Annotated in this window: 15 protein-coding genes; 8 read left to right on the top strand and 7 right to left on the bottom strand. The window is 59.1% G+C overall.

Translation table 11 applies throughout. The features are described from left to right. Positions 1 to 124: 124 nt before the first annotated feature. Together M5G26_RS10930 and M5G26_RS10925 are read left to right on the top strand one after the other, a co-directional pair. Positions 125 to 1,273 carry a pyridoxal phosphate-dependent aminotransferase gene (locus M5G26_RS10930; RefSeq protein WP_273915307.1) on the top strand — a complete coding sequence of 383 codons (1,149 nt, stop codon included), beginning with the start codon at positions 125 to 127 and terminating at the stop codon, positions 1,271 to 1,273. Continuing rightward, entirely contained in the window at positions 1,261 to 2,052 is a 792-nt protein-coding gene (locus M5G26_RS10925) for an amidohydrolase (RefSeq protein ID WP_273915306.1), read from the top strand. Before M5G26_RS10930 ends, M5G26_RS10925 begins: the two co-directional genes overlap by 13 nt. Before the next feature lie 171 nt (positions 2,053 to 2,223). Here M5G26_RS10925 and leuA read toward each other — a convergent pair whose 3' ends face one another. From leuA to M5G26_RS10905, 4 genes are all read right to left on the bottom strand, one after another. Continuing rightward, a complete protein-coding gene (leuA, locus tag M5G26_RS10920; RefSeq protein WP_007916856.1) occupies positions 2,224 to 3,903 on the bottom strand; it encodes a 2-isopropylmalate synthase in 1,680 nt (559 codons plus the stop codon). A gap of 464 nt (positions 3,904 to 4,367) precedes the next feature. Beyond that, entirely contained in the window at positions 4,368 to 5,189 is an 822-nt protein-coding gene (locus tag M5G26_RS10915) for a M23 family metallopeptidase (RefSeq protein WP_273915305.1), read from the bottom strand. A 3-nt stretch (positions 5,190 to 5,192) separates the two neighbouring features. Then, positions 5,193 to 6,572: an exodeoxyribonuclease VII large subunit gene (xseA, locus tag M5G26_RS10910; protein ID WP_016984362.1), complete on the bottom strand. Its 1,380-nt coding sequence runs from the start codon at positions 6,570 to 6,572 to the stop codon at positions 5,193 to 5,195. 132 nt (positions 6,573 to 6,704) lie between these two features. Next, entirely contained in the window at positions 6,705 to 7,592 is an 888-nt protein-coding gene (locus tag M5G26_RS10905; RefSeq protein ID WP_150693190.1) for a LysR family transcriptional regulator, read from the bottom strand. Positions 7,593 to 7,692: 100 nt separating this feature from the next. Between M5G26_RS10905 and M5G26_RS10900 the strand changes: the two genes are divergently transcribed. The 4 genes from M5G26_RS10900 (at position 7,693) to guaA (ending at position 12,456) form a co-directional block, all read left to right on the top strand. Beyond that, positions 7,693 to 8,460 carry a sulfite exporter TauE/SafE family protein gene (locus M5G26_RS10900; RefSeq protein WP_273915304.1) on the top strand — a complete coding sequence of 256 codons (768 nt, stop codon included), beginning with the start codon at positions 7,693 to 7,695 and terminating at the stop codon, positions 8,458 to 8,460. A gap of 184 nt (positions 8,461 to 8,644) precedes the next feature. Further along, positions 8,645 to 9,193 (top strand): sugar ABC transporter ATPase, encoded by a 549-nt coding sequence (locus tag M5G26_RS10895; protein WP_150652706.1) that lies wholly within the window; start codon positions 8,645 to 8,647, stop codon positions 9,191 to 9,193. Between the two features lie 116 nt (positions 9,194 to 9,309). Beyond that, entirely contained in the window at positions 9,310 to 10,779 is a 1,470-nt protein-coding gene (guaB, locus tag M5G26_RS10890) for an IMP dehydrogenase (protein ID WP_007916845.1), read from the top strand. A gap of 99 nt (positions 10,780 to 10,878) precedes the next feature. Beyond that, positions 10,879 to 12,456: a glutamine-hydrolyzing GMP synthase gene (guaA, locus tag M5G26_RS10885; RefSeq protein ID WP_186530297.1), complete on the top strand. Its 1,578-nt coding sequence runs from the start codon at positions 10,879 to 10,881 to the stop codon at positions 12,454 to 12,456. 75 nt (positions 12,457 to 12,531) lie between these two features. Here the strand turns inward: guaA and M5G26_RS10880 are convergent, their stop codons facing one another. From M5G26_RS10880 to treR, 3 genes are all read right to left on the bottom strand, one after another. Further along, on the bottom strand, positions 12,532 to 15,669 hold the full coding sequence (locus M5G26_RS10880; RefSeq protein WP_273915303.1) for a membrane-targeted effector domain-containing toxin: 3,138 nt from the start codon (positions 15,667 to 15,669) through the stop codon (positions 12,532 to 12,534). A 254-nt stretch (positions 15,670 to 15,923) separates the two neighbouring features. Continuing rightward, on the bottom strand, positions 15,924 to 19,010 hold the full coding sequence (locus M5G26_RS10875; RefSeq protein ID WP_273915302.1) for a membrane-targeted effector domain-containing toxin: 3,087 nt from the start codon (positions 19,008 to 19,010) through the stop codon (positions 15,924 to 15,926). A gap of 101 nt (positions 19,011 to 19,111) precedes the next feature. Continuing rightward, positions 19,112 to 19,816: a trehalose operon repressor gene (gene treR, locus M5G26_RS10870; RefSeq protein ID WP_034156275.1), complete on the bottom strand. Its 705-nt coding sequence runs from the start codon at positions 19,814 to 19,816 to the stop codon at positions 19,112 to 19,114. Between the two features lie 234 nt (positions 19,817 to 20,050). Here treR and treP point away from each other — a divergent pair, with 234 nt between their 5' ends. Together treP and treC are read left to right on the top strand one after the other, a co-directional pair. Then, positions 20,051 to 21,493, top strand: coding sequence for a PTS system trehalose-specific EIIBC component (gene treP / locus M5G26_RS10865; RefSeq protein WP_273915301.1), 1,443 nt, complete (start codon positions 20,051 to 20,053; stop codon positions 21,491 to 21,493). A 117-nt stretch (positions 21,494 to 21,610) separates the two neighbouring features. Then, positions 21,611 to 23,260 (top strand): alpha,alpha-phosphotrehalase, encoded by a 1,650-nt coding sequence (gene treC / locus M5G26_RS10860; protein ID WP_273915300.1) that lies wholly within the window; start codon positions 21,611 to 21,613, stop codon positions 23,258 to 23,260. Positions 23,261 to 23,332: the final 72 nt, after the last annotated feature.

The following is a 23,332-nucleotide window of genomic DNA, read 5'->3' as shown; positions in this document are numbered from 1 at the left end:
CTACATGGGTTCGGCGATAAGAAGGGCGCTCACCAGAGCGCCCTTTTTTTATGGGCGCCGGATGGGCTATCCTCGGGCTCTCCCGCGCCGTCGTCAGAGCCGGGTGTTGAGCAGGGAACCCCCGATGATCACCAGTAAGCTGCCGAATGTCGGCATCACTATTTTCACGCAGATGTCTCAGCTCGCGGCGCAGACCGGCGCGATCAACCTGTCTCAGGGTTTTCCTGATTTTGACGGCCCGCAGTCGCTGCGTGATGCGGTCGGTCGGCACATCGCCAGTGGCCACAACCAGTATTCGCCGATGACCGGGCTGCCGGCGCTGCGCGAACAGATTGCGGCGAAAATCGCTCGCAGCTATGGCGTGCAGGTCAATGCTGACAGTGAAGTGACGGTGACGCCGGGCGCGACCCAGGCGATCTTCTGTGCGATTCAGGCGGTTATCCACAGCGGCGACGAAGTCATCGTGTTCGATCCGTGCTACGACAGCTACGAACCGGCGACAGAGCTGGCGGGTGGTCGCTGCGTGCATGTGCAGTTGAACCCGAACGATTTCTCCATCGATTTCGACCAGCTCGCCGCGGCCCTGAGTCCGCGCACGAAAATGATCGTCATCAACACCCCGCACAACCCGAGCGGCGCGCTGATCAGCCGTGCCGAACTTGATCAACTGGCGGCACTGATCCGTGATCGTGACATCTACCTGATCAGCGACGAAGTCTATGAACATCTGGTGTTCGACGGCGTGCCGCACGTTAGCGTGCTTGCCCATGAAGAGCTGTATCAGCGTGCGTTTGTGGTCAGCTCGTTCGGCAAGACCTATCACGTCACCGGCTGGAAAACCGGCTATGTCGTCGCACCGCCAGCGCTGACCGCCGAGTTGCGCAAGGTTCACCAGTACGTCAGCTTCTGCGGTGTCACGCCGTTGCAATACGCGTTGGCCGATTACATGGCCGAGCACCCGGAGCACGTCGAAGAGCTGCCGGGTTTCTATCAGGCCAAGCGCGATCTGTTCTGCGATCTGCTGGCGCCGTCGCGCTTCACCTTCACCCGAGTCACCGGCACCTACTTCCAACTGGTCGATTACTCGCAGATTCGGCCTGACCTGAACGACGTCGAGATGGCCACGTGGATGACCCGCGAACACGGCGTGGCGAGTATCCCGGTGTCGGTGTTTTACCAGAATCCACCGCAAGGCCAACGCCTGGTGCGTCTGTGTTTTGCCAAACGCGAGGAGACGCTGCGTGAAGCGGCGGCGAAACTATGCGTGATCTGAGTGCATTGCCCGATCTCAATCTGGCGCTGATCCAGACCAGCCTGGCCTGGCATGACCGCCAGGCCAACCTCGAGCATTTCGAAGTGTTGCTGGAGCAGGCGCGTGGGGCGGATCTGATCATCCTGCCGGAAATGTTCACCACCGGATTCTCCATGGAGTCCGAAACCCTTGCCGAAGCCGAGAACGGTCCGACCAGCAAGTGGCTGCGGGTTCAGGCGGCGAAGCTCGATGCCGTGATCACCGGCAGTGTGATCATTCAGGCCGCCGACGGCAGCCATCGCAATCGCCTGTTGTGGGCGCGGCCGGACGGTGAAGTGCTGCATTACGACAAGCGTCACCTGTTCCGCATGGCTGGTGAGCACAACCATTACACCCCTGGCGAACGTCAGGTGCAGTTCGAACTCAAGGGCTGGCGTGTGCGTCCGCTGATTTGTTACGACCTGCGCTTTCCGGTGTGGAGTCGTGATTCGCAGGATACGGATCTGCTGCTGTACACCGCCAATTGGCCGGGTGCGCGGCGTTTGCACTGGAATCGGCTGTTGCCGGCGCGTGCGATCGAAAACCTTTGTTATGTGGCGGCGGTGAACCGCGTTGGCACCGACGGCAAGGGCTTCGCGTATACCGGAGACAGTCAGGTGCTGGATTTCCAGGGTGAAACCTTGCTGGCGGCGGGGGAGGCGGATGGTGTGTTTAAGGTGGTGCTGGAAGCGGCGTCACTGGCGGCGTATCGCGAGCGCTTTCCGGCGAATCTGGATGCCGACACCTTCGAGTTCACCTGAGGTAACTGATCGTTCCCACGCTCTGCGTGGGAATGCAGCCCGTGACGCTCCGCGTCACTGGACGCAGAGCGTCCCTTGAGGCATTCCCACGCGGAGCATGGGAACGAGCGCATCAGGCAAAAAAAGGCCCCGGAGTTCGCACTCCGGGGCCTTCTGCATTTCAGCGGTCGATTACGCCGCTTTCGCCTCAGGCTGGCTCAGCGAGCGGTTCAGCGCGCTGAACAGGGCCTTGAAGCTGGCGGTGGTGATGTTTTCATCGATACCCACGCCGTGCACCGCACGTTCGCCATTCACGCGCAGCTCGATGTAAGCCGCTGCTTTAGCGTTGGTGCCCGCGCCGATCGCGTGTTCGTTGTAGTCCATGATCTCCACCGGAATCGGCAGGCCGGCGACCAGTGCTTCCAGCGCACCGTTGCCCTTGCCGCGCCAGTGCAGGTTGGTTTCGCCCTGACCTTTGCTCGCCACTTCCACTTCGACGGCGCTGTTGCCGTTTTCTTCCTGCAAGCGATGGCTGACCAGCGCGTACGGGGTGTTGGCTTGCAGGTATTCGCTGATCAACAGCGAGTGAATCTGTTTGGCGGTCATCTCCAGGCCGAGACGATCGGTTTCACGCTGCACGACCTGGCTGAACTCGATCTGCATGCGACGTGGCAGGCTGATGCCGTATTCCTGCTCCAGCAAGTAAGCGATGCCGCCCTTGCCCGACTGGCTGTTGACGCGAATCACCGCCTCGTAGCTGCGGCCGATGTCGGCCGGGTCAATCGGCAAGTACGGCACTTCCCACAGTGCATCGGGTTTCTGCTGGGAGAAGCCCTTGCGGATTGCATCCTGGTGCGAGCCGGAGAACGCGGTGTGCACCAGGTCGCCAACGTACGGGTGACGTGGGTGAACCTGAATCTGGTTGCACTCCTCAACCACTTTGCGCACGCCGTCGATGTCGGAGAAGTCCAGCTGCGGGTCGAGACCCTGGGTGTACATGTTCAATGCGACGGTGACGAGGTCGACGTTACCGGTACGCTCGCCATTGCCGAACAGGCAGCCTTCGACGCGATCAGCACCCGCCATCAGGCCCAACTCGGTAGCGGCGACGCCGGTGCCACGGTCGTTGTGGGTGTGCAGGCTGATGATCACGCTGTCACGACGGTTGATGTTGCGGCCGAACCACTCGATCTGGTCGGCGTAGACGTTCGGGGTCGCACATTCAACGGTGGCCGGCAGGTTGAGGATCATCTTGTGCTCAGGTGTCGGGTTCCACACCTCGATCACTGCGTCACAGACTTCCTTGGCGAATTCCAGCTCGGTGGCGCTGAAGGTTTCCGGCGAGTATTCGAAAGTCCACTCGGTGTCCGGCTGCATCGCCGCGTATTTGACGAACAGCTTGGCCGCGTTCACGGCGATGGCCTTGATGCCGTCCTTGTCCTGGTTGAAGACGATGCGACGGAAAGAAGGCGAGGTAGCGTTGTACAAGTGAACGATGGCTTTCTTCGCGCCGCGCAGGGATTCGAAGGTGCGCTCGATCAGGTCTTCACGGCCCTGGGTCAGCACCTGAATGGTGGTGTCGTCCGGGATGTGGCCTTCTTCGATCAAGGTGCGCACGAAGTCGAAGTCGGTTTGCGAAGCCGCCGGGAACGATGCTTCGATTTCTTTTACACCGACCTGAACGAGGGTTTTCCAGAAGCGCAGCTTCTTCACCGCGTCCATCGGCTCGATCAGCGACTGGTTACCGTCACGCAGGTCGGAGCTGCACCAGATCGGCGCGGTGTCGATTGTTTTCGATGGCCAGGTGCGATCCGGCAGGTTGATGACAGGAAACGCGCGGTATTTCGAAGACGGATCTTTGAGCATGCTCATCGGGAAATTCCTTATTGTCTGGGCCGAAAAGAGGCGGCCTGCCGGTGTTACGAATGTTCAGGGAAAAGCGTGGGACGAGGTGCCGCGATTCAGCCTGGCAGTCGTGCGCTGACGAGGCACAGGCTGCGGTGCTGGCGAAGCTGAATGAGGGTGTGAGAGGTTTTCATGCCTTCAACCCTAACCGCGAGGGGAGAGGATGGCAAGCAGTCGGAAAAAATTGAGAGGAATACTCGGAAAGCGGGTTTTTGCGGGATTTTATTGCGCTGGAGATCGCTGAACGTTGTGATATTTGCGCGAGGTTTGATTGGGGCGCAATCGAGGTTTTTAGGGATTCATTGAGTATTGCTGTGTTGTATAGGCCGCCTTCGCGAGCAGGCTCGCTCCCACAGGGGATCTGTGTTGTGAATAAGATCCAGTGTGGGAGCGAGCCTGCTCGCGAAGAGGCCGGTCGCCTCAACACATATTCAAGGTTGAAACGCACCAATGAAAATCGCCGGATCCACCCGCGCATCATTAAGGCTGACATTCCAGTGCATGTGCGGGCCGGTCGCCCGGCCGGTCATGCCAACCTTGCCGACCACCGCGCCGCGCGCCAGTTGATCGCCGACTTTCACATCAATCTTCGACATATGGCAGAACATGCTGATAAAGCCCTGGCCATGGTCGACAAACACCGTGTTGCCGTTGAAGAAGTAGTTGCCCGTGAGGATCACCTTGCCCGCCGCCGGGGTCTTGATCGGCGTGCCCATCGGCACCGCGAAGTCGAGGCCTGCGTGGGGATTGCGCTCCTCACCATTGAAGAAGCGGCGCACGCCAAACTTGCTCGATAGCGGCCCGTTCACCGGTTTGTCCAGCAACAGATTGCTCGGCGTGTTCGGGCTGAAGCTGCGGTAAGCCTTGATCTGCTCGGCCAGTTCGCCCTCGATGCGCTTGAGGTTCGACTGATCCGGGTTTACTTGCTGTTTGTTCTTCAGAGTGATGCGCTGTTCCGGGTACTTCTTGTTGCCCACGGTGAACGGCAGATTACGCCCGCCACTGCTGATCTGTTGCGCACCCGGCTTAACGGTCAACGGCACGCCGACAATCGCCAGCCAGTTGTTCTGCTCTTTCACCACCAGCACCGGTTTACCTTGATAGGTGGCTTTCGGTGCCTGCGCGGCTGAGCCTAGATCAACCACCGCGACGCCGCCCGGCACCGGTTTGTTCAGCAGCCGGGTGATGTAGCTGTCGGCGTGGGCGTTAAAGGTCAGACAGAGCAAAAACAGTGGAGCCAGAAAACGCGGCATGGATCAGTCCAGTAAAGAAAGGGTGACGGGCGTCAGGTGATTGTCCTCGACGCGCACTTGCAGTTCGCCTTCGCCGAGCTTGGCTTTGAGACGCTGGCCGGTGTGGGTTTGCGCGGCGTTGCGGATCGCGTGGCCGCGCTCATCCAGCAGAATGCTATAACCGCGACCGAGCGTTGCCAGCGGGCTGACCACGTGCAGCGTCTGCATCTGGCTGTGCAGTTGCAGACGACGGTTTTTCAGACCTTCGCGCATGGCCCGGGGCAAGCGTTCGGCGAGGCTGTCGAGGCGCTGACGCAACATCGCCAGTTGCCGTCCCGGATGTTGCCCGGCGAGGCGGGTTTCCAGGCGGATCAGGCGTTCGCGACGGGTATTGAGATGGCGCTCGAACGCCCGGCGCATGCGCATGTCCAGATCGTCCAGACGCTGCGCCTGCTGGCGCAGACGTTCGCCGGGATGACGCAGGCGCCGCGCCATGCCTTCGAGGCGCAGGCGATCACGCATCAAGCGATCGCGCATGCGCATCACCAAGCGGCGATGCAGGCTTTCGACCTGACGGATCAAGTGGCTAGAATCGGGCGCGAGCAATTCGGCTGCCGCGGAAGGCGTCGGCGCCCGGACGTCGGCAACAAAGTCGCTGATCGAAACATCGGTTTCATGGCCGACGGCGCTGACAATCGGTGTCACACAAGCATCGACGGCGCGGGCCACGGCTTCTTCGTTGAAGCACCAGAGGTCTTCCAGCGAACCGCCGCCACGGGCGAGGATCAGCGCATCGAAACCACGGGCATCGGCCATTTTCAGCGCGCGGACGATTTGCGCGGTGGCCTCGCGGCCCTGTACGGCAGTCGGAATCAGCGTCAGTTGCACCTGCGGCGCACGCCGGCGGAACACGCTGATGATGTCGCGAATCACCGCGCCAGTCGGCGAACTGATGATACCGATGCGCTGCGGATGCGCCGGCAGCGGCACTTTGCGTTCGGCACTGAACAGACCTTCGGCGCTGAGCTTTTCCTTCAACGCATCGAAGGCCAGGCGCAGCGCGCCGTCACCGGCCGGTTCGACGGTGTCGAGGATCAGTTGATAGTCGCCACGGCCTTCGAACAGCGAAACCTTGCCACGCACCTTCACCGCCAGGCCGTCCTTCAACGCCTGACGCACGCGCGCGGCGTTCTGCCGGAACAGCGCGCAACGCACCTGCGCGCCGCTGTCCTTAAGGGTGAAGTAGATGTGACCGGACGCCGGGCGGGCGAGGTTGGAGATTTCGCCTTCGACCCAGATGTTGCTGAACACGTCTTCGAGCAACACCCGCGCGCGGCCGTTGAGCTGGCTGACGGTCAGGACTTCACGGTCCAGGCCAAGTCTTGCAAAGGGATCTTTAATCATGGGGCGCAGTTTAAAGCTAATTTCCAATGCAATACACGCTCCCCTGTAGGAGCTGCCGAAGGCTGCGATCTTTTGATCTTTCTTTTGGCGGGCAAGATCAAAAGATCGCAGCCTCGTTTCACTCGTCAGCTCCTACAGAAGATTGGTGAAGGTCTGGAGGAAGTGTTGGATCAGCGGAGTCGGATTCTGACGATAGGCGAGGGCGACGGTGCTGTGGCAATCGGGATCGGTCAGCGGCAGGAATCGTACGCCGCTCGGGGCGATGTCCTGCATGGATTCCGGCAGCAGGGCGACGCCGAACCCGGCCTGAATCAACTGTAACTGTGTGGTCTTGCGCGACATCACCCGCGCCGCTTTCGGGAAGAAACCCTGACGCATGCACAGGTCAGCACACAGATAGCTCAGGCCACCGCGCTGTGGATGCGGAATCGAGATGAACGCTTCGTCCTTCAGTTGGGCCAGGTCGACACGCTCAGCCGCGGCCAACCGATGATCCATCGGAACCGCCAGCAGCAACCGTTCAGTAAACAGCGGCACAACCTGAATCCCTTCACGCTGGCGCAACACCGGCAGGCGCAGCAGGCCGATATCGAGGCGTCCTTCGGCCAACTCTTCCAGTTGCGTCTCGGAAGACAACTTGCCGATATCCAGTGACACGCCAGGCTGTTGCTGCAGATACGCGCCGATTTCACTGAGCAAACGTCCGCTGATCGACACGGTGCTGGAATGGCTGAGGCGCAACGTGCCGAGCTGACCGTTGCCGACTTCAGTGGCCATGGCACTGGCCTTGCTCAACTCATTGAGCAGATTTCTGGCGCGCGGCAAAAACGCCTCGCCTGCCGCTGTCAGGCGAGGCTGGCGCGCGGTTCGTTCGAACAGCGGGGTTTGCAGCCGCGTCTCCATGTCCTTGATCTGCCGGCTCAGCGCCGATTGCGCAATAAACAGCCGTTCGGCTGCCGCACTGAAGCTGCCGCAGTCGGCGATTTCGACGAAGTAACGCAATTGACGGGTGGAGAGCACGAGCCATGCCTTTTCGAGATGAGTAATCGACCTCGAAGATATTAGTCGCAACCCTCGACGCTGGCTAAAGTCATCTCAGGCTTATTAAGGAAGTAGACCCATGAGTGTGGCGGGGTTGTTGAGTGAGTGGTCGTGGGGCGCCGAAGGCTGGGTGGTCATTGGATTGGGCATCGTGCTGGCGTATATCGTCTTCGGTATCGCCGGGTTCGGCACGGCGTTGGTGGCGGGGCCGATTCTGATTCTGTTCATGCCGTTGTCGAAGATTGTGCCGCTGCTGGTGCTGCTGGATTTCGTCGCGGCGTTCGGCAATCTGCTGCCTTCGCGGCGTGATGTGGCGAAGCCCGAGTTGTTGCGGTTGCTGCCGTGTATGGCGATCGGTTGTACGCTGGGGGTGATTTTCCTGCTCAACCTCAAATCCGATGTGTTGCTGTTGTTGATGGGGCTGTTTATCAGCGCTTACGCGATTTACAGCCTGTGGGTGAAAGCGCGGCCGACGCAATTGTCCGCAGCGTGGGCGCTGCCGATGGGGACGGTAGGCGGGTTGTTCGGGGCTTTGTTTGGCAGTGGCGGCTTTCTCTATGCGATCTATCTCAACAGCCGCTTGCCCAAAGACGCGGCCCGGGCCACGCAAAGTGCGCTGATCAGTTGCAGCACGGTGGTGCGTTTGAGCCTGTTTGCCATCGCCGGTGTGTATGCCGAGCTACCCTTGTTGATGCTGGCGCTGTGTCTGTTGCCAGCCATGGCGCTGGGGTTGTGGGGCGGGCGGCGCTTGACCCTGAAGTTGTCGCGCGAGGCGTTTGTGCGATTGGTGACGTGGCTGGTGCTGGCGAGCGGGCTGGCGTTGATCGGGCGCTACCTCAGCACTTGACCGGATTTTGTCAGGGATTAAGCTGCCCGCCGCACTGACGCCATCGCGGGCAAGCCCGCTCCCACAGGTTTCTCTGGTGTACACAACATTTGTGACCGAACGAGATCCCTGTGGGAGCGGGCTTGCCCGCGATGGCGGCGGAGTGAGCACCGCAGAATTTCCATTTGACGTCGCAGGCTGCACCATGAATTCGCAAAGCATCATCGTCCCGAAAATCTCCACCCTGCCGGTCCACGAACCCCGGGCCCGGGCGATCGTGCGCTGGCTGGTGCGCAAGAACATCATCAAGGAAGAGCTGACGACCTGTGGCCGCACCGGCAACCGCATGGCTTACGCGATTGCCGATGGCGCCCGTGCCGTGGTGCTGCACCCGCAAGCATTGCCGTTTGGTGAGCCGATCAACGGGCTGGAGATCGTCACCAAGCGCTGCATCTACACCCCGGCCAAAGGCTTTCTCGAAGAAGCCGGTTGCGCCGAGTGCCGCCGTGAAGTCGGCGAGGCGCTGTTCGAAAGCCTTGAAGACTGGTTCCCGGGCCGCACCGACAACTTCACCTGCCCGGAGTGCGGGCATGAAGATGACATCAACGGCTTTCTATATCTGCAGGAGTGCGCGTTCTCCAACCTCGGCTTCATCTTCAACAACTGGCTGGAAGCTGGCTTCAAACAAAGCTTTATCGATGAGTTCGCCGATTGGCTCGATCAACCTGTCTCTTGGGTCAAGGTGGAGCTGTAGCGGCGGGGATCTCCGTATATCAGCAACATTGATATTAAGCTGAGTTTTACATTGAACAGCAGGGGGTGTCTGACTATAATGGCGCGCTTCCATTTTCCCGCTCGGGAGCCCCCGCGATGCTGCGTATCAGCCAAGAAGCTCTGACATTCGACGACATTCTCTTAGTGCCCGGTTATTCCGAGGTACTTCCTAACGAAGTCAGTCTCAAGACCCGCCTTACCCGTGGCATCGAGCTGAACATTCCTCTGGTTTCTGCCGCCATGGACACCGTTACTGAAGCCCGTCTGGCAATCGCCATGGCTCAGGAAGGTGGCATCGGCATTATCCACAAGAACATGACCATCGAGCAGCAAGCTGCCGAAGTGCGCAAGGTCAAGAAGTTCGAAGCCGGCGTCGTCAAGGATCCGATCACCATCGAGGCTGATGCCACGGTACGTGACCTGTTCGAATTGACTCGCATGCACAACATTTCCGGCGTTCCGGTACTGCACGATGGCGACCTGGTCGGCATCGTCACTTCCCGCGACGTGCGTTTCGAAAGCCGTCTGGAAGCGACTGTCCGTGAAGTGATGACGCCGAAAGAGCGTCTGGTCACGATCAAGGAAGGCGCGAGCAAGGACGAAGCACGCGAACTGCTGCACAAGCACCGCATCGAGCGCGTGCTGATCGTTGACGACAAATTCGCCCTCAAAGGCATGATGACCGTCAACGATATCGAAAAAGCCAAAGCCTACCCGCTGGCCAGCAAGGACGATCAAGGTCGTCTGCGCGTTGGCGCTGCGGTCGGTACCGGTAAAGACACCGGTGATCGCGTAGCCGCTCTGGTCAATGCCGGTGTAGACGTGGTGGTGGTCGATACCGCCCACGGTCACTCCAAAGGCGTGATCGATCGCGTTCGCTGGGTCAAAGAGAATTTCCCTGAAGTGCAGGTGATCGGCGGCAACATCGCCACCGGCGCCGCTGCCAAGGCTCTGGCCGAAGCAGGCGCTGACGCAGTCAAGGTCGGTATCGGCCCTGGCTCGATCTGCACCACCCGTATCGTCGCCGGTGTCGGCGTCCCGCAAATCAGTGCCATCGCCAACGTCGCCGCTGCCCTCGAAGGCACCGGCGTTCCGTTGATCGCCGACGGCGGCATCCGTTTCTCCGGTGACCTGTCCAAGGCCATCGTTGCCGGTGCTTCCTGCGTGATGATGGGCTCGATGTTCGCCGGTACTGAAGAAGCGCCGGGCGAGATCGAACTGTTCCAGGGTCGTTCGTACAAGGCTTATCGCGGCATGGGTTCGCTGGGCGCCATGTCCCAGGCTCAAGGTTCTTCCGACCGTTACTTCCAGGACTCCTCGGCAGGCGCCGAGAAACTCGTTCCGGAAGGAATCGAAGGCCGTGTTCCTTACAAAGGCACCCTGAGCGCGATCATTCACCAGTTGATGGGCGGTCTGCGTTCCTCGATGGGCTACACCGGTAGCGCCAACATCGAAGAAATGCGCACCAAGCCTGAGTTCGTGCGGATCACCGGCGCTGGTATGGCCGAATCCCACGTTCACGACGTGCAGATCACCAAAGAAGCGCCAAACTACCGCGTAGGTTGAGCCTTCAAGCAATAAAGTAAGCAACCGGGGCTGTTTGATTCAGCCCCGAGTTGTTTCTGAATCACGACTGTTTCTGAACGACTTAGACGAGACTGAATCATGGCCCTCGATATTCACGCTCACCGCATCCTGATCCTCGACTTCGGCTCGCAATACACCCAACTGATCGCCCGCCGCGTGCGCGAGATCGGTGTGTATTGCGAACTGCACCCGTTCGACATGGACGAAGATGCGATCCGCGAGTTCGCGCCTAAAGGCGTCATCCTCGCCGGCGGCCCCGAGTCCGTGCACGAAGCCAACAGCCCGCGCTGCCCGCAGGCCGTGTTTGACCTGGGCGTTCCGGTTTTCGGTATCTGCTACGGCATGCAGACCATGGCCGAGCAACTGGGCGGCAAAGTTGAAGGTTCCGAACTGCGCGAGTTCGGTTACGCCCGTGTCGACGTGGTCGGCAAAAGCCGTCTGCTCGACGGCATCGAAGACCACATCGACGCCGATGGCCTGTTCGGTCTCGACGTATGGATGAGCCATGGTGACAAGGTCACCAGGATGCCGGAAGACTTCCACATCCTGGCCAGCACCCCGAGCTGCCCGATCGCCGGCATGTTCAACGACGATCGGGCCTACTACGGCGTGCAGTTCCACCCGGAAGTTACGCACACCAAGCAGGGCGGTCGCATCCTGTCGCGCTTCGTTCTCGACATCTGTGGCTGTGAAGCCCTGTGGACGCCGTCGAAGATCGCTGAAGACGCCATCGCCAACATCCGCGCACAGGTTGGCACCGACAACGTGCTGCTGGGTCTGTCCGGCGGTGTTGACTCCTCGGTGGTTGCCGCGCTGCTGCACAAAGCCATTGGCGATCAACTGACCTGCGTCTTCGTCGACAACGGCCTGCTGCGTCTGCACGAAGGCGAGCAAGTGATGGCCATGTTCGCCGAGAACATGGGCGTCAAAGTGATCCGCGCCAACGCTGAAGATCAGTTCCTCAACAACCTGGCCGGCGAAGCCGACCCGGAGAAGAAGCGCAAGATCATCGGTCGCACCTTCATCGACGTATTCGATGCCCAGTCGAACAAACTGGAAAACATCAAGTACCTCGCGCAGGGCACCATCTACCCGGACGTGATCGAGTCGGCTGGCGCGAAAAGCGGCAAGGCCCACGTGATCAAGTCGCACCACAACGTGGGCGGCCTGCCGGAAGAGATGAACCTGAAACTGGTCGAGCCACTGCGCGAACTGTTCAAGGATGAAGTCCGTCGTCTGGGCCTGGAGCTGGGCCTGCCGTACGACATGGTCTACCGTCACCCGTTCCCGGGCCCGGGTCTGGGCGTGCGCATCCTCGGTGAAGTGAAAAAGGAATACGCCGACCTGCTGCGTCGCGCTGACCACATCTTCATCGAAGAACTGCGCAAAGCCGACTGGTACCACAAAGTCAGCCAGGCCTTCGTCGTGTTCCAGCCAGTGAAATCGGTTGGGGTTGTTGGCGACGGTCGTCGTTACGCTTGGGTGGTTGCCCTGCGTGCCGTGGAAACCATCGACTTCATGACCGCACGTTGGGCACACCTGCCTTACGAACTGCTGGAAACCGTTTCCGGCCGCATCATCAATGAAATCGAAGGCATCTCCCGCGTCACTTACGACGTGTCGAGCAAGCCGCCGGCGACCATTGAGTGGGAGTGATCCCGCTGCAAGTCGATTAACAAAAAACCCTTGGCCTGAAGCCAAGGGTTTTTTCGTTTCATGCCCTGAAAACAGTTAGCTTGGCAGGCGACTTTGCAGGGTCAAGCCGATCTCTATCAAACGCTGGGATAACGCGGCGATGTCACGGAACATGATGCCGCTGATCCGCGGCATCGCCTGTGCCCAGATGTAAACCTGACCATCCCCTCTGCGATTCACCATTGTTCGAACAATATTGCCGTCGCTGTTGCGACGCACAAGCGTGTATGCATTCTGCGTTTTTTCGAACATGAACATGCCGTTGCGATTCAGCAGTGTATTCACTGTCGCCTCAGTCCATTGCGGCACGGGTGTTTCGATCTGCAAGCGCAGATCCGCGAATAGAAAGTCGGATGAGTTGCGCGTCGTTGCCCCGTTATCAAACGGGCCCCGAGTGACTTCCAGTCCCGGGTCGATCCTGACACCGGCCACTTCAGTGGACGACGCTTCTTCAATCCGCAAACCGATGCCGCCCCTGAGTTCGCTGATGCCTGGCAGATTTCTGAAAGTATTGGTGTTCGTTGCCTCGACCAGGGCAACCCATTTGCCTGGTCTGTTGAGGAGCTCGTCACCCCACATGATTTGCGATGCGAGCCGGGCGTGGATCATCTGCTCTTCGATCGAAGTAAGCGGTATCTTCACCTTGTAACTGAACGCTCTTTCAAGACCATGGGGCCGAATGCCATTGGCCTGGGCAGCCTTGATCAGTTCAAGCATGTTGAACCGGCCATCAGGGTCGGTACCCAGGCTGGACAAGTAGCCTCGAAGATCCTCTGACATCTCTCCCGACCGGTAAAAGTCGTCGAGATCTGCCTGGGCAAAATCACTCAGCAAACCACGTACGTAGAGTGTGTTGATATGCCGTGCGAACAACGGCATGTTTTCGATCATGAAACGCATGCTGGCGATGCGATCAAGGGTTTCGCCGACGACCAGTCCATCGGTATTGGCAAAGATGCGATCAATCAATTCAGCCGTCTGCATCTCGGCATCGATTGGCGGGATGACTGGCCGTGCGGGCAGGTTGGTCCAGTCCAGCTCTGAGTAATACTCTTTGGCCTCGTTCAGCTTGGACGTGCGTCTGTTGCGGAAATAGTCCGCATACGTATCGGCAGGTGATGGTTTTCCGCGATTTGCACTGGAGGGCTCGGCGAAAGTGTCGGGCAAGTTCATTGCCCACCTTTTCATTTTCGCCATGTCCATTCCTGCGATGTCGTTGAGGGGGGTAACCAGCCGCAGTGGTCGCGCAACCGGTGAAACCGGTTCGACGAGGGGCAGTTCCGCTGACGGCGTTGCCGACGCTGGGGCCGAGGATGAGGTCAGGTCAGTGTCCCGAAAAGAGGCCTTGCCCACGCATTGGCCGCCGCCTCTGAGACGCAACGCGGGTATGCGTTCCCACTTGCCGCCACTGCCGAATCGTAATGGTAGCGAGTACGCGAACTGATTGGGTCGCTCGGGATTGACGATGGCCCAGTTGCCAGCGTCTTCGGAATCGGCAAAGTAGCGCACGTAGTACGCGTTGCCATCCATTTCGATGGCATAGCCCGGCTCCTTGTCCAAGCGGTAAATGCCCTCATATTTGCCTGGCACTGCCTCTACGGAACGGTGTGCAAGTAACTCGTTGCATCGATAACTGGCCGGAATCTTTGGAAAGGACGAACTTTGGCGCGCAGCAGGCGTGGCCAATTGCTCGGTGGAGGCGATGGTCGTCTCGATGGGGATTTCGTTTGTCAGCTCAACGCTCGCCTCTGGATCAACCGCCGTGACTGGCGTTTGATCCAGAGGCGGCAAGAGCGGTGCTTCAGGCGAAGTGAATTCGATCAACCCGCGCATTTCTTGCGCTTCGGCAAACTCCACCTGCGGGCCCACTTCAAGTTGCGCGCCAGTGCTGATCAGAAACGGGATGTTGAACACAATGTCGATCGCATTGAGCACTGCGCCGGTAACACCGGCTTTGCGTTCGGTTGGCGTAGTGCCGTTGATGGCCTGATCGATGTTCAATCCCATGTTCGCGATGCTGGCGCCAATCAAAGGCAACGCAAAAGGCCAGCCCACCGCTGCCATCGGGCCAAATACTTTCAAACCGGCACTCAAGTAACCGATCCAGAGTTTTTTGCGCAGGTCACTGTTGGAAGTGAGCGCCAGGTGCGCCTCGGCAACCATGCTTATGCGTGTCGACTCGCTCAACCAGGTGAATGCGTCACCGGTGATCGCGACGTTGCTGCGGTTGATCATTTGGTGATCACTGTGACCCCAGGTGCTCACCAGGCGGTTCATCAGATCGGTGAGGTTTTCGCTCATCTGATTGCGGTCAGCCAGCGGGAAATGCTTGAGAAACGCTGTGCGCTTGTCCTCTGAATTCATCTGTTCAAGCATCCACCAATGCAGATCCGCTTCATTGTCCATCAAGAGGAATGCCCGGGCTTCGCCTGGCAGGTAAAGGGTCTGGCGGCCACTGTCCTCCACCAGACGCAGCACATTGGAGGCGACGTGGCCATCGAGATCCAGCGCCCGCACTTCAGCACCGACCGGGTGTAACGCTTGCAGCATTTGCAACGTGACGGGCCAGGTGACGGGGCCGATTACCGAGCCGACGATGCGCTGAAAATCAGCTCCATCAAGGTCACCGTGTTGCAGCGCCTGCACCGCCAGACTGAGAAAGTTGCACTTTGCCAGGGCGCGGAAGTTATCCGACGAGGTTTGCCAGAATGTCGTCAGTTGACCTGTGTAGCGAGCGCTGAAGTCGACAGCCCAGAACGCCTTCAGCACATCGCTGCCCAGCAACCGCACTTCATTGCTCTGATTGAAGTTTTCCGTCTCCGGGCCATCCGAGTAAAAGCCGCAGTACAGACCAAGCAGATCTGCGTTGTCTTGATCGGTCGCGCGAAAGCGATGGATCACCAACTGCGTGAGAGTGAGCGTTTCGTAAGGCTTTTCCAGCAAATGTTCCCAACCCGTGAAGGTCAGCGCGCTGCTCTGAGCCGTTTTGAAACGGTGGAAGTAAACACGGTCGGAATCGAGGCCGGACAGTCCTTTGTCCACCAGTATTTGGTTGGCGACTTGATGGGCTGCGTCGAGCAGACTCGGGCAGGTCTGCACGATAGTCGAGGCAATGGTTTTGAGGGCAGTTTTGTCCGCTGCGTTTGGCAGGAGACGTCGTTCGGGGGAGGTCATGCGTTCTTCATCCTTGAGAAACAAAGATTGAGCATGACCGATTGGCGCAAGGGGAGTGCACTAGCCGGCTACCGCATATTGCCCGCTATTGATAATAGAGTGGGGGTGATGGAGGAGGGATGTTTGTCCGGCGCTCGACAGGCCGCTAGCTGGCTTCACAAGCGCAGAGGGAGGTTGATGAAAAATGCCAGTCAGTTTTGCTGACTGGCATTTTTGTTGTCGGGCCTTCCTTGCTCATTTCTAACCGGAGAGCCTCAATCAGGAATCCGGCTGCGCAATATCAGCCCGGTATCGGACAACCGTTGAGACATGTCCTTCAGATTGGCGAATGCAATGTCATTCACTCGCTGCCATGCCGGTCGATGGAGGGAGACCTTGCCGTCACTCGATTGAGTTATCGGAGTGCGCTGGAGCATGCCCTGTTTGCTGCGGTGGATCAGGGTGTAGCTGTCGCCTGTTTTTTCGAACAGATACATGCCGCGTCTGTACAAAAGATTCTCCAGCGTCTCCTCGGTCCAGGTCACCTCGGGGACCTGAACTTTCAAGCGCAGGTCGGCGCGCAGAAGGTCCGGATTACCTTGCCTCACGGTTCCCCCCGGCGAGCTGCCGCGTGGTACTTCAACCCCCGGATCGACATCCATGCCCAACTCTGTACCGGGGCCGACTTCTTCGATTCGCAGGCCGATGCCTCCCTTTAACTCACTGAGGCCCAGCAATCCTCTGAAGGTGTTGGTGTTGTGAGCATCGGTGACTACGATCCATTTTTCCGGACTGTTGAGGTAGACGTCACCGGTCATGATGTCGTTTGTCAGGTAAGTACTCATCATTTGCTCGTCGATGGAGGGCAGCGGCGTTTTCATTTTGTAGCTCGCCGCGCAATCGATCGCCTGGACCCGAACCCCGTTCGCTCGTGCGACCTGGACCAGTTCCAGCGGGTTGAATCGACCGGCGGGATCGGTGCCCAGGCTGGTCAGGTAAGTGCGCAAATCAACGGTCATGTTGCCGCTGGTGAAGTAGCGGTTCAGCTCAACCTGAGCGAAGTCACTGAGCAGCCCGCGCAGGTAGAGGGTTTTCGCGTGGCGGGCCAGCGCCGGCATGCTCTCAATCAGAAAACGCAGGCTGGCGATGCGATCAAGGGTTTCTCCCACCACCAGCCCTGAAGCACTTTCAAAAATTCCATCGACAAGATCGGCCAGCGGCATCAGGCGGCTGATTTCGGGCATTGCCGGACGCGCAGGCTGGATGATCCACGGCAGATTCTTGAAAAAGCCTCGGGCTGAACTCTGCAGGAGTTGGCGTTTGCCGGCGGCATACAATTCGAACGGGTCATCCATGCCAAAGCCGCCGTCTCCGTCGGGCTGCAACCGGGCATGGGTTTCGTCGAGGTTCAACGCCCAGCTTTTAATGGAACGGCGCACCGGCGGATCGATGTCGTAGGCGCTGGTTACAGGACGCGGGGGGCGCGATGTCGAGGGTTGCGGTTCCTCCGCCGGTGGAGCGGCCGCCTCGGGTGATACAGGTTCGAAGGTGTCGAGTTCGAGATCCGGGGAGCATTGTTTGCCCATGCACTGGCCGCCACCTTTGAGACCCAGGGCTGGCATCCGCTCCCATTGCCCTTCGCCATTGAGGCGGATCGGCAAGGCGTGAACAAGCTGGTTGGGACGCTCCGGGTCAACGATTGCCCAGTCGCCACCGCCGCGAGAGTTGGCGAAGTAGCGGACATAGTACGGAGTGTCATTCATCAGAACGGCATAGGGAGGATCAGAGTCGAGACGGTAGACGCCGTGGAATTTCCCGGATCCCTCGCCGAGTGCCGCGCCATCGAGCAGCTCGTTGCATTGATACCGTTCGGGCACCGGGGGCGGAAGGGCGTTCTGCGCCGGAATCAGCGTCGTTTCATCGACATTCGGCACGGTGATGTCGAGATCGTCCGGCACCATGATCTGCAATGGGGGGGCGGCTTCGGCTGAGGGATTCAAGGCTTCGCTGTACTCGGCCATTTCTGCGGCCTCTGCCGCCTCTACCTCGGCGCCCACCTCCAGCATCGGCCCGGTGCCGATCAGCAATGGAAGGTTGAATAACAGGTTGATGCCACTCAATACCGCACCCAATACGCCCGCCTTGCGTTCGGCGTTGGTCTTGCCGTTTTGCGCCTGATCGATATTCAGGCCCATGTTGGCAACGGTCGCGCCTATTACCGGCAACGCCAGCGGCCAACCGACAGTGGCCATCGGTCCAAACACTTTGAGGCCTGCACTCAGATAGCCGATCCACAGTTTTTTGCGCAGATCACCATTGGACGTCAGCGACAGGTGCGCTTCAGCAAACATCGCCTGACGTGTCGAGTCGCGCAGCCAACTGAATGCATCGTCACTCAGCACCTGGTTTGTGCGGTTGATCAGGTGGTGGTCGGCCCGGCCCCAGGTGCCCACCAATCGATTCATCAGATCGGGCAAGTTCTCGCTCATGTGTTGACGATCGGCGAGGGCAAAATGCTCGAGGAAGGTCGCGCGGCGTTTCGCGTCGTTCAGTTGCTCCAGCACCCACCAATGCAGGTCTGCGGGCGTTTCCTTGACCACGAAGGCTTCGGCTTCACTGGGCAGATAGATAATCTGTCGACCGCCGGGGTCGACGATGCGCAACAGTTGCGTGGCGACATGCCCGTCAACGTCGAAGGCGCAAACATCCCCCGTTGGCGTGTGACTCGCTTGCAGCATGCTCAGGGTGATCGGCCAGCTGACAGGCCCCACCACCGAGTCCACCAGCCATTGGAAGTCACTGCGGGTGAGTAGCTCAAGGTCCAGCGCCTGCACTGCACGACTGAGGAAATTGCACTTGGCCAATGTGCGGAAATCCTCGCTGTGGCTGTTCCAGAAGTCCGTCAGGGTGGCGGTGAAGTGGCCACTGAAGTCGAGACTCCAGAACGCCTTCAAGACCTCATCGCCATGCAGCCGCACCTGGTTTTTTTCGTCGAAATTCTCGCCCTGCGGACCTTCGGTGTAGAAGCCGCCGTACAGATCGAGAAGATCGGCGTTGTCCTGGTCGGTGGCGCGAAAACGATGAATCACCAGTTGAGTCAGGGTCATCGATTCGTAGGGTTTTTCGCGGATGTGTTCCCAGCCGGTAAACGAGCGAGTGCTGCTTTGGGCGGTCTTGAAGCGATGGAAATAAACCTGATCCGGATCAAGGCTCGGCAAGCCTTTGGCCTCAAGCAGATCACGGGCGGCTTCGTGGGCGGCGTCCTGCAGACCGGGGCAGTTATGCACGACGGTGTAAGCGATTCGCTTCAGAGCCGCTTTGTCTGCCGCGTTTGGCAGAGGACTTTTTGGGGTGGCGTACATGCTTTCTCCATCCTTGAGAAATGAAGGCCGAGCATGGCCGATTCGCTCAAGGGGAGTGCACTACATATGTACCGCACATGATCGTTGGAAATGTGCCGGGGTCAGCGCCGAGCCACGTCGGAAAAGTAGAACTTGTCGAGGGTGTGCCGCGATTCGGTGTACTCGAACTGACGACCGTCCTGAAGGAAGGTCTGGTTGCTGACCACGATCACATGGCTCTGGCCGTCGAGGTCCAGGTGCAGTTGATCGTCCTTGCTGCGTGGCACCGCTTCGATGGTGCGTTGGGCGTAGGCGATCTGTAACTGCAGGGTCTGTTCGATATGCGCATAGATCGACTGCTCGGCGATATCGAGGGACAGGCCGGGAATCACTTCGCTGACGAAATGGTTGATGTCGAGGATCACGCGTTTGCCGTCGATCCGCCGCACGCGCTTGATCCGCGTGATCAGGCTGCCGGGTTCGGCATGGATGTGTTCGAGCAGGGCGCCTTCGAGCGGGATCTGGCTCAGTTCGACCACTTCGGTGCTGACGTCGTTGCCCAGGCGCGGGTAGGTCTCCTGGAAACTGACGATGCCGCCGAGCTGAAACTCGATCGGATTGGTCGAAAGCACAAAGGTGCCCTTGCCGTGGATTTTCTGCGCAAAACCGCGTTCCTGAAGCAGTTCGATAGCCTTGCGAACGGTCCCGCGGCTGGCCTGATAGCTGTCCATCAGTTCGGTTTCGGAAGGCAGGCGGGCGCCGCGCTCCAGGCGTTCAGTCGTGATGCTGGCCAGCAGATCGCTATAGATCTGGTTGTATTTGCTCATGGGTAGGCTCGGTGCCGACTGTGCTCAAAGCCACGAACCTTAAGGCCAGGGTAGGGCTTTGTCCATGTGGACGATGGAAACACCTTAGGGTCGAGTAGGAAAAATCGTCTGCGGTCTGGCGGGAACATACATAAACAAACTCGTCTGTACGAGTTGTTGCATTAACTCGTACAGACGAGTATTTTTCGCTTCGGCGTGCTGCCAATAACAACAATCCATAGCGGAAGAACTAGCATGAGCCACGACTACCCGAACATCGCCAGGCAATTGCTGCAAAGCCTCGGCGGCAGCGACAACCTCGAACAGGCCGCCCATTGCGTCACGCGGTTGCGGCTGGCCCTGAAGGACCCGAGCCTGGTCGACAGCGCCACGCTGAACCAGATCGACCTGGTCAAAGGCTCGTTCTTCACCGGTGGCCTGTATCAGGTGGTGATCGGTCCGGGCGAAGTGGAAAAGGTCTATGCCGAACTGCGTCGCCAGACCGGCCTCGCGGCGGCGACCATCGCCGACGTCAAACAGAAAAGCGCCGAAAAGATCAACGCCATGCAGCGTCTGGTGCGGGTCTTTTCCGACGTGTTCATGCCGATCCTGCCGGCGCTGATCATTGCCGGCCTGTTGATGGGCATCAACAATCTGCTCGGCGCCAAAGGCATGTTCATCGACGGGCAAACCCTGCTCGATGCTTACCCGAAACTCGACGGGCTCTGGAGCCTGATCAATCTGATGGCCAACACCTCGTTCGTGTTTCTGCCGGCGCTGGTGGGCTGGTCGGCGGCCAAACGCTTTGGCGGCAGCGAGATCCTCGGCATCGTGCTTGGCCTGATGCTGGTACACCCGGACCTGCTCAACGCCTGGAACTACGGCAAGGCCGTGGCCGGGCTGGACGGGCAGCAGTTGCCGTACTTCGACATTCTCGGGCTGTTTCAGGTGGAGAAGGTGGGTTATCAGGGGCAGATTCTGCCGATTCTGCTGGCCGCTTACGTGATGAGCGTGATCGAAAAATGGCTGCGCGCGCGCGTGCCCAATGCCATTCAATTGCTCGTAGTGCCGATCACCACCATCGTCGTCACCGGTGTGCTGGCGCTGGCGGTAATCGGCCCGGTGACCCGCCACATCGGCATCTTCATCACCGAAGGGCTGGTCATGTTGTTTGACCTGGCGCCGATGGTGGGCGGCGCGATTTTTGGTCTGCTCTATGCGCCGCTGGTGATCACCGGCATGCACCACATGTTTCTCGCGGTCGACCTGCAATTGATCTCGACCCAGGGCGGCACCTTCATCTGGCCGATGATCGTCATGTCCAACCTCGCGCAGGGCAGCGCCGCCCTGGCGGTGTTCTGGATGACCCGTAATGCACGAGACAAGAGCATGGCGTCGACCTCGGCGATTTCCGCCTATTTCGGGATCACCGAGCCGGCGATGTTCGGCGTCAACCTGCGCTACAAGTTTCCGTTCTATGCCGCGCTGACCGGCTCGGCACTGGGCTGCGTGTTCCTGTCGTTGAACAAGGTTCAGGCCTCGGCCATCGGCGTCGGTGGTCTGCCGGGGTTCATCTCGATCATTCCGCAGTACATCCCGATGTTTGTACTCGGGATGCTGATTGCCATGCTCGTGCCGTTTGTTCTGACCTGTGCACTGAGCATGAAGATTGTCCGCCCCGGTTATCGGGTTGCCTGAATCGATCTGTAGGCGCTGCCGAAGGCTGCGATCTTTTGATCTTGCCTCTCAAAGTCAAAAGATCGCAGCCTTCGGCAGCTCCTACAGAGCTCGTAAAATTCAAGAGGGAAATGTGCCATGCAAGACTGGCAGCGTTCGGTGATCTACCAGGTCTATCCGAAGAGTTTTCATAGTCAAGCCGGCAACCCGACAGGGGATTTGCTCGGTATTGTCGCCAAACTCGACTACCTGCACTGGCTGGGTGTCGACTGTTTGTGGATCACGCCATTCCTGCGTTCGCCACAACGCGATAACGGCTATGACATCAGCGATTACTACGCCATCGACCCGAGTTACGGCAGCATGGCCGACTGCGAATTGCTGATCGCCGAAGCAGGCAAGCGCGGGATCAAGCTGATGCTCGACATCGTGGTCAATCACACCTCGATCGAACACGTATGGTTCCAGCAGGCGCGCAGCAGCCTCGACAACCCTTACCGTGACTTCTATATCTGGCGAGATCAGCCGAACAACTGGGAATCCAAGTTCGGCGGTTCCGCCTGGGAGTACGAAGCCCAGACCGGTCAGTATTACCTGCACCTGTTCGATCACACCCAGGCCGACCTGAATTGGGACAACCCGAAAGTGCGCGCTGAAGTGTTTCGGATGATGCAGTTCTGGCGAGACAAGGGCGTCGGCGGTTTTCGTCTGGACGTGATCAATCTGATCTCCAAGCCCAAGGACTTCCCCGAAGACAACAGCGATGGCCGACGTTTCTATACCGACGGGCCGAATGTCCACGCGTACTTGCAGCAGATGCACCGCGAAGTCTTCGAAGGGCATGACCTGATCAATGTCGGCGAGATGTCATCGACCAGCCTCGAACACTGCATTCGTTATTCGAATCCACAGTCGAAAGAACTGTCGATGACCTTCAACTTTCATCACCTGAAAGTTGATTACCCGAACCTGCAGAAGTGGGTGCGCGCCGATTTCGATTTCCTTCAGCTCAAGGGGATTCTGTCCGACTGGCAGACCGGCATGCAGGCCGGTGGCGGCTGGAACGCGCTGTTCTGGTGTAACCACGATCAACCGCGAGTGGTCTCGCGCTTCGGCAATGACGGCGAGTATCGCGAACGCTCGGCGAAGATGCTCGGCACCGCGCTGCATTTTCTGCAGGGCACGCCGTTCGTCTATCAGGGCGAAGAGTTGGGCATGACCAATCCGGGGTTCGAATCGATTGAGCATTACCGCGATGTCGAGACGCTGAACATCTTTCGCCTCAAGCGCGAAGCCGGCAGCAGCGATGCCGACAACATGGCGGCAATCAAGCAGAAATCCCGTGATAACGGCCGCACGCCGATGCATTGGGACGCTGGACCGAACGCCGGTTTCAGCAGTGTCGAGCCGTGGATCGGGGTGCCGGCCAATGCCGCGCAGATCAACGTCGCCAAGCAGCTCGATGACCCAGACTCGGTACTTCATCACTACCGCAATCTGATCGCACTGCGTCGCCGCGAATCGCTGATGACCGAAGGGGTGTACCGACAATTACTGCCCGAACATCTGCAGGTCTGGGCGTATGTGCGTGAAGGCAGCGCCGAGCGTTTGTTGGTGGTGAACAACTTTTACGGGACAACCTGTGAAGTGGAGTTGCCGGCGACGGTCATCAGCGAGTCGATGAGCCAGCGCCAGTTGATCAGTAACTATCCGGACGAGCCGTTGCGCAAGCGCCAGGTGACTTTAAGACCTTACGAGTCATTCGTTCTGCACCTGATCGATCCCTGACCTTTAACTAAAAAAACAGCTTTCAAAAAAACACGCAGAGCACTGCGCGGGGGATTTTTGCGCGCCGAATTC

Source organism: Pseudomonas sp. TNT2022 ID642, assembly GCF_028656995.1.
Lineage (GTDB): Bacteria > Pseudomonadota > Gammaproteobacteria > Pseudomonadales > Pseudomonadaceae > Aquipseudomonas.
This window is presented reverse-complemented; position numbering and strand designations above follow the sequence as displayed.

Bases quoted from the DNA above. Each gene is read 5' to 3' on its own strand.
- M5G26_RS10930 (WP_273915307.1), top strand. From the start codon at position 125: ATGATCACCAGTAAGCTGCCGAATGTCGGCATCACTATTTTCACGCAG.
- M5G26_RS10925 (WP_273915306.1), top strand. From the start codon at position 1,261: ATGCGTGATCTGAGTGCATTGCCCGATCTCAATCTGGCGCTGATCCAG.
- leuA (WP_007916856.1), bottom strand. From the start codon at position 3,903: ATGAGCATGCTCAAAGATCCGTCTTCGAAATACCGCGCGTTTCCTGTC.
- M5G26_RS10915 (WP_273915305.1), bottom strand. From the start codon at position 5,189: ATGCCGCGTTTTCTGGCTCCACTGTTTTTGCTCTGTCTGACCTTTAAC.
- xseA (WP_016984362.1), bottom strand. From the start codon at position 6,572: ATGATTAAAGATCCCTTTGCAAGACTTGGCCTGGACCGTGAAGTCCTG.
- M5G26_RS10900 (WP_273915304.1), top strand. From the start codon at position 7,693: ATGAGTGTGGCGGGGTTGTTGAGTGAGTGGTCGTGGGGCGCCGAAGGC.
- M5G26_RS10895 (WP_150652706.1), top strand. From the start codon at position 8,645: ATGAATTCGCAAAGCATCATCGTCCCGAAAATCTCCACCCTGCCGGTC.
- guaB (WP_007916845.1), top strand. From the start codon at position 9,310: ATGCTGCGTATCAGCCAAGAAGCTCTGACATTCGACGACATTCTCTTA.
- guaA (WP_186530297.1), top strand. From the start codon at position 10,879: ATGGCCCTCGATATTCACGCTCACCGCATCCTGATCCTCGACTTCGGC.
- M5G26_RS10880 (WP_273915303.1), bottom strand. From the start codon at position 15,669: ATGACCTCCCCCGAACGACGTCTCCTGCCAAACGCAGCGGACAAAACT.
- M5G26_RS10875 (WP_273915302.1), bottom strand. From the start codon at position 19,010: ATGTACGCCACCCCAAAAAGTCCTCTGCCAAACGCGGCAGACAAAGCG.
- treR (WP_034156275.1), bottom strand. From the start codon at position 19,816: ATGAGCAAATACAACCAGATCTATAGCGATCTGCTGGCCAGCATCACG.
- treP (WP_273915301.1), top strand. From the start codon at position 20,051: ATGAGCCACGACTACCCGAACATCGCCAGGCAATTGCTGCAAAGCCTC.
- treC (WP_273915300.1), top strand. From the start codon at position 21,611: ATGCAAGACTGGCAGCGTTCGGTGATCTACCAGGTCTATCCGAAGAGT.